This window comes from Anaerolineae bacterium (genome assembly GCA_016931895.1).
Lineage (GTDB): Bacteria > Chloroflexota > Anaerolineae > 4572-78 > J111 > JAFGNV01.
The window spans coordinates 34,939-50,132 of record JAFGDY010000113.1; the positions used below are offsets into that span (position 1 = coordinate 34,939).

Sequence of the window (15,194 nt, forward strand, 5' to 3'; positions counted from 1 at the left end):
TTTCCTTGCAGGTTTTGATGTATGTATTGTAGCACGTCTTCTAACCTGACCCAAAAAGCTGAAAGGTAACTGCCGGCTGTCCGGTTAACCACCGGCTTTGTCCGGTGGGGGCGGGGTAAACCGGCTGGCCCTGGCTCATCCGGCGGCCTGGAATGTCAATAAGTTGAGGGTGGCTTGGAAGTTTAAAGCAACATCAAAACGCGCTCGGAGGCGCTGATTTCTCGGTACAGGGCGTCCAGTTGGGCCTGGCTGGTAGCCGTAAAGGTAATGGTGACGGCCAGGTATTTGTCCCTTTGGCTGGGCCGGCTTTTGATGGTAGCCTGTTCAAAGTTGGGGATGTGCTTGCGGGCAATAGCCACGATGAATGATTCAAAGTTGTCTACGTTCCGGCCAAACGCCTTGAGGGGAAAAGAACAGGGAAATTCAAATGAGGTTGTAGAATGGGTCATTATGCTTCCGTTTGGTGTGCTAACCTACATTGTACCGGCTGCGGCCCGAAATGGCAAAGGCCGGGTGTACTCAATAAAAAAACGGCTCACGCCATAGTGAGCCGCTTTTTTTTGCTCCTCGGGTAGGACTCGAACCTACAACCAACCGGTTACATCTACCCCTGCGTTTCCACAAGGAATGGACTATCTCACCACCCCAGAGGGGTGCGGGGCGCTCAAGAGTGGTTTATTGGTTGGGGTCCTCACCACTTAAGTCTCTGCACCTTCCTGGCTACTTCTCACGAGTAATTCTCGTTTTTCTTCCCATTCACCAGGCTTGGCTCAAGGTTACCACCACCCGCAGTGCTGCGGTTTCCCTGAATTCACCCCGTTTTTCCACTAGCCATTGCTGACTAGGGCTGCAACAATATACAGCCGGCCGCTCTACCGATTGAGCTACCGAGGATTATTTTTTTGTGTGCCAGATAAAACTGGCAGCAGCTATAAATTATATGCAAGAGTGGCGGTTCGTCAAATTGGGTTTAGCCCAAGTAATCCCGCAGTTTGCGGCTGCGGATGGGATGGCGCAATTTGCGCAGGGCTTTGGCCTCTATTTGCCGGATTCTTTCCCGGGTTACGCCAAAGGCCAGGCCAACCTCTTCCAGGGTGCGGCCCTGGCCGTCGGACAGGCCAAAGCGCATCTCCAATACCTTACGCTCGCGGTCGCTCAGGGAGTCCAAAATCTCGTGCAATTGTTCTTTGAGCAGTTGTTTGGAGGCCGCGTCTACCGGGCCAACCACGCTTTCATCTTCAATAAAGTCGCCCAGGTAACTGTTTTCCTCTGAGCCTATGGGCGTGTCCAACGACATCGGCTCCTGGGCAATGCGCATAATGCGGCGCACTTTGCCGGCTGCGCGGCGCCAACTGCGTTCTACCATCGAATCGAGCGTTTGGCTGTTACCTTGCGCCTCAACAATGGCTTGCAGTTCTTCATCGGTGAGTAAGTCCATTTCCAGGGCAATTTCTTTGGCCGTTGGCTCCCGGCCATACTCTTGCAGCAGGCGGCGCTGAACACGCAGCAGGCGGTTGATGGTTTCCACCATGTGCACCGGAATGCGAATGGTGCGGGCCTGGTCGGCAATGGCCCGGCTAATGGCCTGGCGAATCCACCAGGTGGCATAGGTGGAGAATTTGTAGCCACGTTTATAATCAAACTTTTCCACAGCCCGGAGCAGGCCAATGTTGCCTTCCTGGATCAAGTCTAAAAAGTTCATGCCCCGGCCAATGTAACGTTTGGCTACGCTGACCACCAGCCGCAGGTTGGCTTCGGCCAGGTAGCGTTTGGCCAGCAGGCCGTCAATGGCCTGGGTTTTATGCCTGATATACTCCGGTTCGGTCAGTTCTTCTTTCTTTTCCAATCTCTTTTGGGCCTTGAGGCCACGCTGGATGCGTTTGGCCAGGGATACTTCATCGGCGGCGGTCAGCAAATTAACCTGGCCGATTTCGCGCAGATACATGCGCACCGGATCATTGGTTAATTCCACGCTCAATTCACTATCCAAGCCAATGATGTTATTGGTGGCGCCGCTTTCTTCTAATTCTTCTTCAACTTCTTGCAACGCCGCATCGTCAGGTTCATCCACGTCGGCCAGGGCCTGGGTATCGCTTTCGTCATCCTCAATCACTTCAATGCCGTGTTCAACCAGTTGCGCAATAAGCGCATCGGTGGCTTCCACGTCCAGCCCGCCATCAGGCAACACATTTAAAATCTCTTTTTGGGTGAGAACCTTTTGTTTTTTGCCTTTATTTACCAAAACTTCCAGGGGATCACCGACTTCCGCTTCCGGCGTCTGGGCGGGTTTGGTTTTCTTTTTGGCTGTTTTGAGAATTTTTTGGTTAGCAACTTGCTTTTTGGCCATTCACGGTCTCCACAATGCAGGGAGTTGTTTGTGGACAACTCCATAGAAATTGGTTCTAAATTGGTTCTCCATATTGATTGGCCTCTAGCCGACGTTTGCCCATTAATGAGAGCGCATCTTGGGTATATTCCAATTTTTTACGTTCTTGTCTGTATTGTTCTACCATTTCGGTGTAATAGCGATTGTCCTGCTTATCGCCGGTGTGGTGTTGCAATGTTGTCAATTCATTAATTTGTTCAACAATGTTTTTCAGCCTTAGCCGCAAAACGGCGCTGCTCAAGTCTTTATCTATATCTTCCAACGGCGCCGGCGGGCGGCGATGCCAGTGACTGGTCAGCGTCGCCAGGTTTTGGCCCAGGGATTCGCCCACCATTTCTGTCAGAATTTCTATTTTAGGCGTTTCCGACGCCGTCCAGATGTTCAACGATTTGAAGATTTCTCGATGATCGCCTTGTTTAAAATCGTTAACAACCAACCCCGGCACGCCCTGTTTTTCCAAAATATCATTGGCCAGGGCCAGGGCCGAGGGATTGGCCAAAATCAGGGCCAGACAGTACCGTTCTAAGGCCGGGCCTGGTTTTTCTGCGCTGGCCGGCAGCGGCGGGAGGTCGGCCAACGACAGGTCCGGTTCGGGCGGCGGCGGTTCTTGTTTTCGCCGCGCCGGACGGGGTTGGTACTGTTTACTTTTTAACTCGGCCAGCAGGGTGCGCTCGTCAAGGCCCAGTTGGCGGGCCAGTCGCTGCACGCGGGCTTCTCGCTCTACGCTATCCTTGATCTCCCGGTAAATGGGGATGAGTTCCCGCACGGCTACGGATTTGCCTTGCGGGGTGTTCAAATCGGCCTGGCCCAAAATCAGGCCTTCGTAAAAATCCAGGGTAGGAATAGCGTTGTCAATGAGCGCCTGCCAAACATCCAGCCCCTCCCGCAAAACATCGTCCGGGTCTTGGCCCTGGGGCAGGGCCGCAATATAAAGTTCTTGCACCAGGTGCGCCTCAAGCTCAATGCCCCGCGACGTTGGCGCAGCCTGGGTTCTTTTAGGCAGTAACTGCCGGGCCAGGCTAAGGCCGCGCATGGTGGCGGCGTTGCCGGCGGTATCGGCATCCAGGGCCAGCACAATTCTGTTGGCCAGGCCGCCAATCCGTTTCAACTGGGCTTCGGTCAGGGCCGTGCCCATTTGGGCCACCACGTTTGTGGCCCCGCGCTGGTGAGCCTGGATCACGTCCATATAACCTTCAACCACCACTACCTCGTCGGCCTCGCGGATGTGCTTGCGGGCCAGGTCCAGGCCATACAGGGTGGCGCTTTTGTCAAAGAGCGCGGTTTGAGGCGAGTTGAGATATTTGGGCGCCTGGTCCTCGGCCAGGGCGCGCGCGCCAAACCCAATTACCCGCCCCCGCAGGTCCCGGATGGGAATGATCAGCCGGTGGCGAAAGCGGTCGTATCCCGGCGAGCCGTCATCCCGTTCCACAATGAGTCCGGCGGCTAACAAATCTGCGGGCTGATAGCCCCGTTCTAAAAAGTGTTTCTTCAGGGTTTCCCATTCGTCCAGGGCGTAGCCTAACTGGAAAGTGGCAATGGTTTCGGCGGTAAAGTCTCGCCGGGCCAAATATACTCTTGTTTCATGCGCAGCCGGGGAGGTAGTCAGCAAATGATGAAAATAGGTGGCTGCGGCTGCGTTTAAATCCAGCAGTTTTTGACGTTGTTCGTCTTGTTGGGCCGCCTGAGGGGAGGGCGGTTCCAGGGGCACACCGGCTTTTTGGGCCAACAGCCGGAGGGCCTCTTTAAAATCATAGCCTTCCCGCTTCATGACAAAGCTAAATAAATCGCCGCCATCTGCGCAGGCCCCAAAACAGCGCCAGGTTTGAGAATCGGGAAAAACAACAAAGGCAGGGGTTTTGGTATTTGAGTGGAAAGGACAAAAGCCGATATAGTTTCGGCCGGTCTTTTTTAGGGTGACGGTTTCCGAAACTACTTCGACAATATCAAGTCGAGTTTTAATCTCGTCGATGGCGCTGCTCATGCCCTTAAAGCCTCACTCCTTCGGCCTCGACTTTAACAACTGCCTGTTATTATACATCTGAACGGGGGGTTTGCCAAACCTTTTGCCGGTTGGCCCAATGAGTTTTATTTCCCGGCTCTTTCTTGCTTATTCTTGGCCAACGTGCTATACTGCCCGCTTGGAAATTTTTAGGCAAATTCACACGTTCTCCGACAAACGGGTCGTGCCCTTTCCTGGCGAGGGGGTTCCCGGACGGTTGACGAGAACGGACGAGTAGCAGTAGAAAAACGGAGGAAACAAAATATGTCAGTTGCACCTATGAAAGCCCTGCTTGAGGCAGGCGTCCATTTTGGTCATCGCACCCGGCGCTGGAATCCCAAGATGAAGCCCTTCATCTTTACCGAGCGCAACGGCATCCACATCATTGACCTACAACAAACCATTACCCGGTTAAACCAAGCTTACGAATTAGTTAAAGATAACGTTGCTTCCGGCGGCATTATTCTGTTTGTTGGCACCAAACGGCAGGCCCAAGAAGCGGTGGCGCAGGAAGCGCAACGCTGTGGCATGCCTTATGTTGAAAATCGTTGGTTGGGCGGCACCCTTACCAATTGGCGCACTATTCGGCAGCGGATTGATTATTTATTGGAAGCCGAAAAAAAACAGGCCCGGGGTGAATTTGAGCGCCTGATCAAAAAAGAGGCCCTGCTGCGCACGCGTGAAATTGAGCGTTTAAATCAACGGTTGGGCGGCTTAAAAGATATGCGCCGTTTGCCCAACTACCTTTTTGTGGTAGATGTGCGTCGAGATGATCTGGCCGTTAAAGAGGCTAACGTTTTGGGCATTCCGGTGATTGCTATGGTTGACACAAATTGCGATCCCGATCCCATTGATTACGCCATTCCCTGCAATGATGACGCTATTCGGGCCATCCGGTTGATTTTATCAACCATGGCCAATGCCGTGTTAGACGGCCAAGCTATTTACAGCAGTCTCCAGGCCGAGGAAGAAGAAGTTGAGCTGGAAGGCGAAGAACTGCCCGATGAGCGCTATCTTGGCCCCAGCACCCTGGCCAAAATTCAGGCGGCGGTTGAAGCCGAGGCCGAAGCAGGCGAAGAAGCTTTTGCCGTGGAGGAACCTGAGTTAGAGGAACCGGAAGCTGAGGTCGAGGCCATTGTTGAGGCTGAGGAGCTGGCGGCAGTCATTTCCGAAGCAGAAGTAGTGGCCGCCGAGGAACCAGAGGTTGAGGCTGACGAGCCAGAGGCGGAACCCCAAGTTGAAGAGCCGGAAGTTGAGGTTGAAGAACCTGTTGCTGAAGAAGTCGGCGACGAGCAGGTAGAGGCTGCCGGAGAAGTCGAAGGGGAAGAAGAGGCAGAACCTGCTGAGGCGGAAAAGGATTAGCCGTTATCTGAAAGAAGTAGGCTAAGATGTAAAATTAGAAGTTTTCAAAAAATAGATTTTGGAGGAATTGTGTCAATTTCAACCGCAGATATTAAACTGCTTCGGGAATTAACCGGAGCCGGGGTATTAGATTGTAAAAAAGCCTTGCAAGAAACCAACGGCGACATTGATAAAGCCAGTGAGTTGTTGCGCAAAAAAGGGCTGGCCGCCGCCGCTAAAAAAGCCAACCGCGAAGCCAATGATGGTTTGATTAGCGCGCAGATGAGCGATGATGGCCAAACCGCCGTAATGGTTGAGGTTAATTGTGAAACCGACTTTGTGGCCCGCACCGAGGATTTTCAAAAATTTGTGGACGCTATGGTTCAGCAGGTGTTGGAGCAACCCGGCCTTGACCGCGTTGAAGCTTTGTTAGCGGCTCCTTACCTTGATGATCCCGGCAAAACCGTGCAGGAACAACTCACCGAGATCATTGCCAGACTGGGTGAAAATATGATCGTCCGCCGGGTGGCCCGCTTTGACCTGCCCGGTGAAGGAATGCTTGAAAGCTACGTTCACCCTGGCGCGCGGGTGGGCGTGTTGGTAGAGGTGGCCGGCGGCGACCCCAGGGACAGTCAATTTGCCGAACTGGTGCACGACCTGGCCCTGCAAATTGCCGCGGCTGCCCCACATTACGTCTCTGAAGCAGATATTCCGGCTGAAGCGATTGCCGCCGAAAAGGAGTTTTTCCAGACCCAATTGGTTGAGGATAAAAAACCCGACAACATCAAAGAACGAATAGTCGAAGGCAAACTCAAAAAGTGGTATAGCGAAGTGGTGTTGCTCAACCAGGAGTTTATTAAAGACCCCGATCTGACCATTGCTAAATTGTTGCAGAAATCGGGCAATAATATTACGGTGAGACGCTTTGCCCGCTTTGAGCGAGGCGTTTAGTGAGCCTGTCAACAAGGCCGGAACAAGCAAATTGTTCCGGCCTTTCTGTGTAAAGTCAATAAAATTTTGAGGAATATTTTATGACCTTGCCAAAATATCATCGTATCTTGTTAAAAATGGGGGGCGAATCGCTGGCCGGCGAGAATAATTTTGGCATTAACCCTGATTTGGCCGACTCTGTGGCCACCACCGTCAAAGATATTCATCAGTTAGGCATTGAGATTGCCATGGTTATTGGCGCGGGTAATTTGTGGCGGGGCAAGGATGGCCTGGACCACGGCATGGATCGGGCCACGGCCGACCACATGGGCATGTTGGCTACCGTGATGAATGCGCTGGCCCTGGCCGACGCCCTGAGCCGGATTGGCATAGAAACCCGCGTCCAAACCGCCATTGAAATGCGCGCCGTGGCCGAACCCTATATCCGGGGACGGGCGATCCGCCATCTGGAGAAGGGACGGGTGGTGATTTTGGGCGCGGGCACGGGCAACCCCTACTTTACCACCGACACCGCTGCCGCTCTGCGGGCCATGGAAATTGACGCCGAACTTTTGGTAAAAGCTACCAAAGTGGACGGCGTTTACAACTCGGACCCCAAAGTTGACGCCCAGGCCAAAAAATTTGAGCGATTAACGTATATTGAGGCCATTAACCTGGGATTAAAAGTTTTAGACGGCACGGCCCTGACCCTGTGCATGGATAACCAAATGCCCATTATTGTGCTGGACCTGTGGCAACCCGATAGTTTAAAAAAGGCGGTGTTGGGCAAAACCGTGGGCACACTGATTAGCTATTGAATTGACAAGTAGCCAGGTAGCAAGTAGCATGCAAGTTGCAAGTGGCAAATAGCAACCGTCAATCATTTTTTTAGTTGTAATTTGCTATTTGTAATTCTATCCAGTGGAGGTAAAAAATGATCAATGATGTTCTGGCCGAAGCCAAAGACGGCATGGAAAAATCCATTGAGAGTTTGCAACATGATTTGGCCAGCTTGCGCACCGGCCGGGCCTCGGCCGGGTTGGTGAACAAATTGGTGGTTGATTATTACGGCACGCCAACGTCGTTGCAAGAAGTCGCCTCAATTAGCGTGCCCGAAGCGCAATTAATTGCCATTCGTCCCTATGACCCCACCGCCCTTAAGGCCATTGAGCGAGCCATTCTGCAATCGGATCTGGGCCTGACCCCCAACAACGATGGCAAATTAATCCGGTTGCAGATTCCTACCCTCACCGAGGAACGCCGCCGGGAGTTGAGCAAATCTGTGTCTAAGCGGGTAGAAGAGGCCAAAGTTTCCATTCGTAATATTCGGCGCGGGGGGCTGGAAGACTTGCGCAGTTTTGAAAAAGAAAGCCTGATTACCGAAGATGATTTTTACCACGGTAAAGACGAATTGCAAGAACTCACCGACGATTACATCAAAAGAGCCGATGAAATTGGTGAGGCCAAAGAGAAAGAAATTATGGAGGTTTAGCTCTTGGTTTGCTCAACTATTAAAACCTAAAGGGCTGGACCAGAAAAAACTCGGATGTACGTACATACGTCTGAGTTTTTTGTCTTTTAACCCTTGCTTAAACCAAATCCCTCATTTTGCCTATTTCCCCTGTTTTGCTGATAATGACGTTTAGCCTTAAAGACTACCTTGTTTGATAAAGCGGTAGGTGAAGTTTCAGCTAAAAAAAATGTCTACCATTAATCAAATTGTGGCCAAATACGCCGCAGATATTGACAATACCATCAAACGCCTGGTCAATGAAACCCCACCTTTTATGCGGGGCATTATTGGCTATCATTTTGGCTGGATGGATGAAAATTTTCAGCCAACAACTTCTAAGCGGGGCAAAATGCTGCGGCCCGTCATCAGCCTCTTGGTTTATGAGGCCATTACCGGCAATTATCAAGACGCCCTGCCGGTGGCGGCGTCTATTGAAATCATCCACAACTTCAGTTTGTTGCACGATGACATTGAAGATAATGATGTGGAGCGCCGCGGACGCCCCACCGCCTGGACAATCTGGGGCCAGCCCGCCGTAATTAATGCCGGTGACCATCTCTATTCGTTAGCTTACAAAGCCCTGTATCAGCTTGATCCGGCCAAAATTGCCCCCGAAAGAATTTTTGCGGTTTTGCGCGTTGTCAACGAAGCCTGTTTGCGGCTCACCGAAGGACAGGATTTGGACCTGAAATTTGAAACGATTCAAAACGTGTCAACCGGCATGTACTTGGACATGGTGTATAAAAAAACCGGGGCCTTGATTGAGGCTGCTATTCTGGCCGGGGCCAGGCTGGCCACCGCGGACGAAGACATCATCCAGAATTATAGCGACTTTGCGCACAATATTGGCCTGGCCTTTCAAATTCGTGATGACGTATTGGGAATATGGGGCGATAGTAAGCAAACCGGCAAATCCGCCGTTAACGATCTGCGCCGCAAAAAGAAAACCCTGCCCGTGATTTATATGCTTGATCAGATAGATGGGGCGCGCCAAAAAAAACTGGAGGCTTATTACGCCACCCCAGAGCCTTTATCCGCCCCGGAAATTGAGTTTGTGCGCGAATGTTTGGCCCTGGTGGAGGCGCAACATTATGCTCAGGGGGTGGCCGATAATTACAAACAGAAATCGTTTGCCGCCCTGGCTAAAATTGGGGCCTCAAACCAGGCGCAGTCTGATTTGAGGACGATGACAGAGTTTTTGATAAATCGTTTGTATTAGCAGTCAGGCAGTTCCCAGAATCACGTTTACCCCAGTGATGGCGGAGGCGGCTGTGGAAATCATCCTTGCCATACGCAATCCGTATTTTGAGAGCTGCCTTAAAACAGGAGTGGAAAAATGATGGATATGGTGATGATACAAAACCAGGAAGAAGTAACAGGCCAGAAAAAATTTCCCCCACTGCCCAATCCCCCTTCCCACGTGGGCATTATTATGGACGGCAACGGGCGTTGGGCGCAGGAACGGGGCAAGTCCCGACTGGAAGGACACCGGGCCGGCACCGAGAATCTACGGCGTATTTTGGAGGCGTCGGTGGAATTTGGCGTAAAAATGCTCACCATTTACGCTTTTTCTACTGAAAATTGGAAACGCCCGCCCCTGGAAGTGAAAGGCTTGATGAGTATTCTGGAAAATGTAATTGACCGGGAATTGAATGAGTTGCACAAAAACGGCGTGCAGTTGCGGCATATCGGCCAGTTAGAACGACTGAATCCGGCCATTCGCAAAAAAGTGATTCACGCGATTGACCTGACCAAAAACAACAACCGGCTTGTGCTCAACGTGGCCTTTAATTATGGGGGCCGGGATGAAATTGTCCACGCTGTCCAAAGCCTGATGCGCGATAATGTGAAACCCGAGGACGTAACCGAAGAATTGTTGAGCCGCTACATGTATACCGGCACGTCGCCGGACCCCGATTTGATCATCCGCACCAGCGGCGAGTTCCGCACCAGCAACTTTCTCATCTGGCAGGCCGCCTACGCCGAGTATTACATCACCCCCACCTACTGGCCCGCTTTTGGCAAAGAGGAGTATTACCAGGCCCTATGCGAGTTTAGCCGGCGAGATCGTCGTTACGGCGGGCGAACCGAGTAAAAAATATTTGCCGTTGACGCGGCCTGGCGCCTATTAATGTCTTCCCCCCAAACTCCTATTTTCAATGCCCTCTCACCTATGATAAAATATTGGCAATAGTTTTTTAGATGGGGGTGGCAGGAAATAAATGGCGCGTAAAAAACGGCGCGGGCGCTGGGATTGGCTCAATACCTCGCTCGCGCTCCGGCAGGAGTCGCAGCAGTGGGTAAAGAGCCAGCTACACAGCCTTACCCATGCCACGGCTACAGAAACTATCTCCTCTCGCGTATTACCCCAATTTCAACGGGAAACCGGCCTGGCCGATTTTACCTGGCGCGTATACTACCACCGCCGGCCTGCCGGGCGAGTCCAGCCCGCCCCTGAGCTGGCGGCTAATGCTCAAGGATATGTTATCTTTTTGCACGGCTGGGATGGCAGCCACGCTATCTGGGAAGATTTGCCCGCCGCCGTGTGTGAGGCCAACCCACGCCTGATCTGTTTTTCCTTGGATGTCAATGGCTTTGGCGGGTCGCCCTTCATCGAGGCTGAGAGTCCGCTTTTGGAGTTGTGCGGGCCGCGTGGCAATATGCAGGCGGTGGAGCTATGGCTCAATTTGCTCAAGCTGCATCGCCCCGGCGGTCAGCGACAGGTTTTTACTTTTGTGGGACATTCGATGAGTGGGGCATCTATTTTTCACAAGGTCAAACGAGGTTGGGAGGAAACCCCCTACAGCTTGCTGGCCCTGGCTCCGGCCATGCTGCATAAGGATACGGTGAAAAAAGCCCTCTATAAAACCCTGGGTTTGGGCATTGGAGCCGGTGTGCAATATGGCTTTTTGGATACGTTCAAAGGCCGCCTGGCCGTGCCAATTATGGACCTGTTAGCGGCCAACGCCAGCCAGGCTGTTAAAGATGAGCACGTGCGTATTTTTCAACAAACCGACAAGGGTACGATTGCCCAGGTTTTTTTTGCCCTCGGTTTGTCTGAAGAAACCGCGCCCCCCCGCGATTGGAGCAATGTGTTTGTGATGTTGGGCCACAAAGACCGGCTGGTGGCCCTGGGGCCAACCCTGGACTTGCTGGAAAGCATGGGGCTGCACAGTTGGAATATCCAGGTAGTGCTGGGCGATCATTACTTCTTCTCTGTTGGCCAGCGCTCGCGGCGGCTCCACGCTTTTAATCGGGCCGAAGTGCTGCGCCATATCCTGCGTTTGCACGATGAGCGGCGCCAGCAGGCGTGAGCTTAGGAGCCTAAGTTATCCCTTCTGATAAATTGCCGCCGGCAAGGTAAAAGAAAAAATACTGCCATGTCCTTCTTTACTGTTCACCCCTACTTCCCCGCCGAGTTTTTCCACAATGTACTGCACAATAGACAAGCCCAGGCCGTATCCTTTGGCCCGGGTTTGGTCCAGGCGGGTGAAACGGGTGAATAATTGCGCTTGCTCTTCTGGGGTTAACCCCGGACCGTTATCCCGGATCCAAAAGCAAATAGAGCCGTTTTCGTAAGGCACGGCTCCCAGTTCCAGGCGCGGAGGCTGGCCGCCATACTTCAGGCCATTACTAACATAATTAACCCACACTTCCTCAACCCATTGCCGATGGCCCACTGCCACCGGCCAATTATCGGAAACAATAACTTCAGCCTGGTATTTTTCAACCAGGTAATCCAGGCGCAACAAGGCCTCGGCCACAATCTGGCCCATGTCTAGCGGCTTTACCTTAACCTCGCTCTGGCGGATGCTGGCCAGCAGCAACAATTCCTCAATGATATTGCTCATTTTGTAGCCGGTTTGGGCAATAGTTTGCAGGTATTCCTGTCTTTGTTCGGCCGGGATGGTCATCCAATTATCTTGTAAAAAACCAATGTAGCCCGTGATCAGGCCCAGCGGACTCTTGAGGTCGTGGGCTACGGTGTGAGCAAACGCATCCAATTGGGCAATCAAATTATCGCGCTCGCTGATTTGTTCTTGGAGATTTTTTTGCAGCTTTTTAATGGTCAGGTGGGTGGTGATGCGAGCCAACACCTCCTCCGGCTGGAGGGGTTTGGTGATGTGATCCACTGCGCCCAGGGCAAAACCTTTTACTTTGTCCGCGGTGTTGGCCAGGGCCGTCATAAAAATAATGGGGATGTCCCGGGTAGCTTCGTTTTCCTGCAAACGCTGGCACGTTTCAAAGCCGTCCATCACCGGCATCACTACGTCCAGGAGAATCAAGTCGGGCCGGACCTCATTGACCTTTTGTAGCGCTTCCTCACCGTTTTCAGCCACCAATACGCTGAAGCCGCAACCCTGTAAATAAACGCACAGCAAATCTAAATTTTCGGGACTGTCGTCAACTATGAGCAGGGTGTCTTTATCTTTGGTCATGGTTGGTCCTTAATGAGGTTGTTCTTGGGGCAAAAGGGTTTAATCACCGCTCCGGTTAATTTGATGACCCAGCAGGTCAATGTTGCTGGCATGTTCAAACAAGTTCCATTATACCATAAAATTTATCAGGGGATGAGGGTACTGTGGTCATCTTCACCGGAAAACCCATTTGTTTTGGCGTTGGTCAGGTGGTAAAATATGTTCTTAAGAAACTGGAAGGTCTGATCGGTTTTCAAAATCCGTCAGGCCGGATCACTCTCATGACAGCCAAGATCGAGCAAATTCTAAAAAATTTACCGGCCCGGCCGGGCATTTATATGCATAAAAACGCCCAGGGCAAAGTGATTTATGTGGGCAAGGCCGTTAACCTGAAGAACCGGGTGCGTTCTTACTTTCATAAATCCGCCCAAACCGGCAGCCCCAAAACCCGCCGCCTGGTGGAAGAAATTGCCGACATCGAATTCATTGTGGCCGATAGCGAACTGGAAGCCCTGCTGCTGGAAAACACGCTCATCAAAAAGTATCAACCCTACTATAATGTGCGGTTGAAAGACGATAAACGTTACCCCTACATCAAGGTGCATTGGCAAGACCCCTTTCCCCGCGTCACCACCACCCGCCGTTTGCAAAACGATGGCGCGCGCTATTTTGGCCCTTACACCGCCGCCTGGGCCGCCTACCAAACCCTGGACCTGGTGCGCAAGATTTTTCCTTATTTAACCTGCACCCGCGTAATTAACGGCCAGGACGAGCGAGCCTGCCTCTACTATCACCTGGGCCGCTGCGCCGCGCCCTGTATTGGCGCGGTCAACCAGGCCGAGTATCGCCAAATAATTGATAATTTATGCGACTTTTTGAACGGCAACATTGAGCCGGTAGTGGCCGATATTCACCGCCAGATGGAAACCGCCGCCGAAAACCTTGATTTTGAACGCGCCGCCCAACTGCGCGACCAGATCAAGGCCATAGATCAGGTGGTGGAAAAACAAAAAGTGGTCAGCGCCACCACCATGGACGAAGATGTAGTGGCTTTTGCCCGCGCCGACGGCGACGCTTGTGTGCAGGTCTTTTTTATTCGCGGCGGCAAACTGGTGGGCCGGGACTATTTTGTTTTAGAAGGAACGGCGGAAGAGGAAGACGCCGAAATCATGACCTCGTTCTTGAAACAATTTTACGACCAATCCACCCAGATCCCCCCCCAGATTTTACTGCCCAAAGATGTGGACGAACTGATGATCATCCGCGATTGGTTGCAGGGCAAACGCGGCGACAAGGTGACCTTAAAGGTGCCCCGCCGGGGTAAACAAAAGGAACTGTTGGAACTGGCCGCCGAAAACGCGCTGGAAACCCTGAACCATCTCCGCGCCCAATGGGCCGCCGACGAGAGCAAACAAACCGAGGGCCTGGCTGAATTGCAGCAAGCGCTCGACCTGCCGGAGCCGCCGCTGCGCATTGAGTGTTACGACATCAGCACCTTGCAGGGCGCGCATACTATTGGCTCCATGGTGGTGTTTGCCAAAGGCGTGCCTCGTAAAAACGACTACCGGCGTTTTAAAATCAAGTCGGTGGCGGGGCAGGATGATTACGCCAGCATGCAAGAGATGCTGCGCCGCCGCTTCAAACGCATGACCGACGAGGGCTACCGGGACAAATCAAAAGTGGACAAAAGCGAAGACGCCTGGGCCCTCATTCCCAACCTGGTGATCATTGACGGCGGCAAGGGCCAATTGAACGCCGCCCTGGCCGTGTTGGACGAGTTTGACTTGCGCGACGCGATTCCCATGGTGGGGCTGGCCAAACGCGAGGAAGAAATCTTCAGACCGGGCGAGTCGGAATCCATCATGCTGCCCCGCAATTCCCAGGCCCTGTTCCTGGTGCAGCGCATCCGCGACGAAGCGCACCGTTTTGGCGTAACCTACCATCGCCAATTGCGCGGCAAAAGCGCGGTCCGTTCCAGCCTCGACGACATTGACGGCATTGGCCCCAAACGCCGCCGCGCCCTGCTGCAAAAGTTTGGCTCCATCCGGGCCATTCGTGAAGCCAGTGTGGAAGAACTGGCCGCCGTGCCGGGCATGACCAAAAAGTCGGCGCAGGTGTTAAAAGATACCTTATAGAACCCCCTACCGAGCATTATCGTGACGAATATCACACAGATGACATGTATCGCCTAGAAAGATGACATGTGTCACTGTTGCCAGCCGCCCAAAGAGAGTAAGATAAAAAGGTGCTATTCAGGCCAAAACTCCACCAGTGGCGGCTGAGCCAGAACGCAATGATACGCTCCGATGTCCGGGTTCAATGCTGTCGCCGGGACACCGGAGCGTTTGGCTGCATTAATGAAAAACATCTAGTTTTCGATCAAAGGAGACATTATTATGACTCGAACGCAAGTTACGATTGACGGCAACGAGGCGGCAGCCTACGTTGCCCACAAAACCAACGAGGTAATTGCTATTTACCCCATTACCCCGTCCTCTGGAATGGGCGAACACGCCGATGCCTTTAGCGCCAGGGGCGATACCAATATCTGGGGCACCATCCCCACGGTGGTGGAAATGCAATCCGAAGGCGGCGCGGCCGGGGCGG

At 52.6% G+C, this 15,194-nt stretch carries 13 protein-coding genes; 9 read left to right on the forward strand and 4 right to left on the reverse strand.

Going from position 1 to position 15,194, the window contains the following annotated elements; translation table 11 throughout:
* Window positions 1–182: 182 nt before the first annotated feature.
* The 3 genes from JW953_08760 to JW953_08770 all read right to left on the reverse strand — a co-directional run bounded on the left by JW953_08760 (window position 183) and on the right by JW953_08770 (window position 4,367).
* Entirely contained in the window at window positions 183–449 is a 267-nt protein-coding gene (locus JW953_08760) for a DUF493 domain-containing protein (protein MBN1992786.1), read from the reverse strand.
* A 521-nt stretch (window positions 450–970) separates the two neighbouring features.
* Window positions 971–2,347 carry an RNA polymerase sigma factor RpoD gene (rpoD, locus tag JW953_08765; GenBank protein ID MBN1992787.1) on the reverse strand — a complete coding sequence of 459 codons (1,377 nt, stop codon included), beginning with the start codon at window positions 2,345–2,347 and terminating at the stop codon, window positions 971–973.
* A gap of 55 nt (window positions 2,348–2,402) precedes the next feature.
* On the reverse strand, window positions 2,403–4,367 hold the full coding sequence (locus JW953_08770) for a DNA primase (GenBank protein ID MBN1992788.1): 1,965 nt from the start codon (window positions 4,365–4,367) through the stop codon (window positions 2,403–2,405).
* A 282-nt stretch (window positions 4,368–4,649) separates the two neighbouring features.
* Here JW953_08770 and rpsB point away from each other — a divergent pair, with 282 nt between their 5' ends.
* From rpsB to JW953_08805, 7 genes are all read left to right on the forward strand, one after another.
* The gene (rpsB, locus tag JW953_08775) at window positions 4,650–5,747 is read left to right on the forward strand and encodes a 30S ribosomal protein S2 (protein MBN1992789.1); all 1,098 of its coding nucleotides are present in this window, start codon (window positions 4,650–4,652) and stop codon (window positions 5,745–5,747) included.
* Between the two features lie 69 nt (window positions 5,748–5,816).
* Window positions 5,817–6,677 (forward strand): elongation factor Ts, encoded by an 861-nt coding sequence (locus JW953_08780; protein ID MBN1992790.1) that lies wholly within the window; start codon window positions 5,817–5,819, stop codon window positions 6,675–6,677.
* Between the two features lie 80 nt (window positions 6,678–6,757).
* The gene (locus JW953_08785) at window positions 6,758–7,474 is read left to right on the forward strand and encodes a UMP kinase (protein MBN1992791.1); all 717 of its coding nucleotides are present in this window, start codon (window positions 6,758–6,760) and stop codon (window positions 7,472–7,474) included.
* Window positions 7,475–7,590: 116 nt separating this feature from the next.
* Complete coding sequence (gene frr / locus JW953_08790) at window positions 7,591–8,148, forward strand: ribosome recycling factor (protein ID MBN1992792.1); 558 nt, start codon at window positions 7,591–7,593, stop codon at window positions 8,146–8,148.
* A gap of 208 nt (window positions 8,149–8,356) precedes the next feature.
* Window positions 8,357–9,388 (forward strand): polyprenyl synthetase family protein, encoded by a 1,032-nt coding sequence (locus JW953_08795; protein MBN1992793.1) that lies wholly within the window; start codon window positions 8,357–8,359, stop codon window positions 9,386–9,388.
* A 132-nt stretch (window positions 9,389–9,520) separates the two neighbouring features.
* A complete protein-coding gene (gene uppS, locus JW953_08800) occupies window positions 9,521–10,264 on the forward strand; it encodes a di-trans,poly-cis-decaprenylcistransferase (GenBank protein ID MBN1992794.1) in 744 nt (247 codons plus the stop codon).
* 127 nt (window positions 10,265–10,391) lie between these two features.
* Window positions 10,392–11,483, forward strand: coding sequence for an alpha/beta hydrolase (locus tag JW953_08805; protein ID MBN1992795.1), 1,092 nt, complete (start codon window positions 10,392–10,394; stop codon window positions 11,481–11,483).
* 15 nt (window positions 11,484–11,498) lie between these two features.
* Here the strand turns inward: JW953_08805 and JW953_08810 are convergent, their stop codons facing one another.
* Window positions 11,499–12,608: a hybrid sensor histidine kinase/response regulator gene (locus tag JW953_08810; GenBank protein ID MBN1992796.1), complete on the reverse strand. Its 1,110-nt coding sequence runs from the start codon at window positions 12,606–12,608 to the stop codon at window positions 11,499–11,501.
* A gap of 260 nt (window positions 12,609–12,868) precedes the next feature.
* Here JW953_08810 and uvrC point away from each other — a divergent pair, with 260 nt between their 5' ends.
* On the forward strand, window positions 12,869–14,722 hold the full coding sequence (gene uvrC, locus JW953_08815) for an excinuclease ABC subunit UvrC (GenBank protein ID MBN1992797.1): 1,854 nt from the start codon (window positions 12,869–12,871) through the stop codon (window positions 14,720–14,722).
* A gap of 261 nt (window positions 14,723–14,983) precedes the next feature.
* A partial coding sequence (locus JW953_08820) for a hypothetical protein (protein ID MBN1992798.1) occupies window positions 14,984–15,194 on the forward strand: 211 nt, incomplete at its 3' end.

Excerpts from the sequence above, each read along its gene's own strand:
- JW953_08760 (MBN1992786.1), bottom strand. The coding sequence starts at position 449 with ATGACCCATTCTACAACCTCATTTGAATTTCCCTGTTCTTTTCCCCTC.
- rpoD (MBN1992787.1), bottom strand. The coding sequence starts at position 2,347 with ATGGCCAAAAAGCAAGTTGCTAACCAAAAAATTCTCAAAACAGCCAAA.
- JW953_08770 (MBN1992788.1), bottom strand. The coding sequence starts at position 4,367 with ATGAGCAGCGCCATCGACGAGATTAAAACTCGACTTGATATTGTCGAA.
- rpsB (MBN1992789.1), top strand. The coding sequence starts at position 4,650 with ATGTCAGTTGCACCTATGAAAGCCCTGCTTGAGGCAGGCGTCCATTTT.
- JW953_08785 (MBN1992791.1), top strand. The coding sequence starts at position 6,758 with ATGACCTTGCCAAAATATCATCGTATCTTGTTAAAAATGGGGGGCGAA.
- frr (MBN1992792.1), top strand. The coding sequence starts at position 7,591 with ATGATCAATGATGTTCTGGCCGAAGCCAAAGACGGCATGGAAAAATCC.
- JW953_08795 (MBN1992793.1), top strand. The coding sequence starts at position 8,357 with ATGTCTACCATTAATCAAATTGTGGCCAAATACGCCGCAGATATTGAC.
- uppS (MBN1992794.1), top strand. The coding sequence starts at position 9,521 with ATGATACAAAACCAGGAAGAAGTAACAGGCCAGAAAAAATTTCCCCCA.
- JW953_08805 (MBN1992795.1), top strand. The coding sequence starts at position 10,392 with ATGGCGCGTAAAAAACGGCGCGGGCGCTGGGATTGGCTCAATACCTCG.
- JW953_08810 (MBN1992796.1), bottom strand. The coding sequence starts at position 12,608 with ATGACCAAAGATAAAGACACCCTGCTCATAGTTGACGACAGTCCCGAA.
- uvrC (MBN1992797.1), top strand. The coding sequence starts at position 12,869 with ATGACAGCCAAGATCGAGCAAATTCTAAAAAATTTACCGGCCCGGCCG.